The organism is Mesorhizobium sp. M2A.F.Ca.ET.067.02.1.1 (genome assembly GCF_004023285.1).
GTDB lineage: Bacteria > Pseudomonadota > Alphaproteobacteria > Rhizobiales > Rhizobiaceae > Mesorhizobium.
Window position 1 is genome coordinate 1 of record NZ_RZSB01001117.1, and the last position, 1,307, is coordinate 1,307.

A 1,307-nucleotide genomic window follows, 5' to 3' on the forward strand; every position below is an offset into this window, starting at 1 on the left:
TCTTGCGACCCGTGCCTGACCGGGAACGTGCGGAAGAGCGCGGCTCAGCTTGGCTCGCAAGCATTCCGTGTCGTGAAGCTGGCCACAATGTTATCAATACATGTCGCCAGAAGGCGCGCAGCGGTTTCGGGGTGACGACGTGCAGGAAAGGAAACCAAAAATGATCGCCGGGATCGACCATTTCGTGCTGACGGTCCGCTCGGTCGAAGCGACCTGCGACTTCTACCAGCGCGTGCTCGGCATGCGGCGCCTGGATGAAGCGAACCGGCCGACCGCGCTTCTGTTCGGCTCGCAGAAGATCAACCTGCACGAGGTCGGCCGCACTTTCGAACCTAAGGCAAAGATGCCGACGCCGGGTTCCGGCGATTTCTGCCTGGTGGCTGCGGTGCCGCTCGTCGAAGTCCAGGCCAGCTTGCAAGCCAATGGCGTGGCGGTCGAAGTCGGCCCGGTCGAACGCATTGGCGCGCGCGGGCCGATGATGTCGGTCTATTTCCGCGATCCGGACAGCAATCTGGTCGAGGTCAGCGAATACCGGAAGTAGCTGCCAGCTCCGGAATTCTCCTCAGTTTCGCCAGAATGAGGTTCTTGTTATAGGCTGCGGCAGACCAACGCGGCGGCGTTTCGTTGTTCCGCGGCTTGCCCATCTCTATATCAGAGACTTGTTGCCTTTCTGCGCCATGGAGGCGCAAGATATGTGTGGCGCGTCCCGGTGGGCAGGGGCAGCGCGTGTAGGACCGGGAACTGGAACAGAGTGCTTTTTCGACGCCGAGAGCCTGATGGCCTCCTGGAACGGGTGCGTACTTATCTATGGCCGCGCCGCTCGTTCTCGCGTTCCGTGCAGTATTTCTCCAAGCGCATCCTGCGGCTGAACGCGACGCCGCATTCGGTCGCCGCCGGCGTCGCCGCGGGTGTTTTTGCCTCCTTCTTCCCGCTTGGCGCCCATTTCGTGGTTGCCGCCGTGCTTTGCTGGATGATCGCCGGCAATCTGGTCGCGGCGGCACTCGGCGCCGTGTTCTTCGGCAATCCGCTGACCTCCCCGCTGCTGTGGGGCGCGTCCTGGGAAACCGGCAAGCTGCTCCTGCATGAGCGCCTGCCCAAGCACGGGCCGCCCGAGCATCTCGGCGAAATGATGCACAAGCTCTCCTTCGCCAAGCTCTGGCATCCGGTTCTGGAGCCGATGCTAATCGGCGCGGTGCCGCTCGGCCTGGTCTTCGGGCTCGTGTTCTACGGCGTCACGCGCTGGGGCATGACCGTGTTCCGCGAGCAGCGCACGAAGCGCATGGCCGAACGCGCCGAGAAGAAAGCGC

The 1,307-nt window shown here is 63.3% G+C and carries 2 protein-coding genes; both read left to right on the forward strand.

Annotation, left to right across the window (positions count from 1 at the left end):
- Positions 1-160 precede the first annotated feature (160 nt).
- Complete coding sequence (locus tag EOA28_RS35950; protein ID WP_189342387.1) at positions 161-541, forward strand: VOC family protein; 381 nt, start codon at positions 161-163, stop codon at positions 539-541.
- A gap of 210 nt (positions 542-751) precedes the next feature.
- Positions 752-1,307: DUF2062 domain-containing protein (locus EOA28_RS35955; RefSeq protein ID WP_128315854.1), on the forward strand; the 556-nt coding region annotated here is incomplete at its 3' end.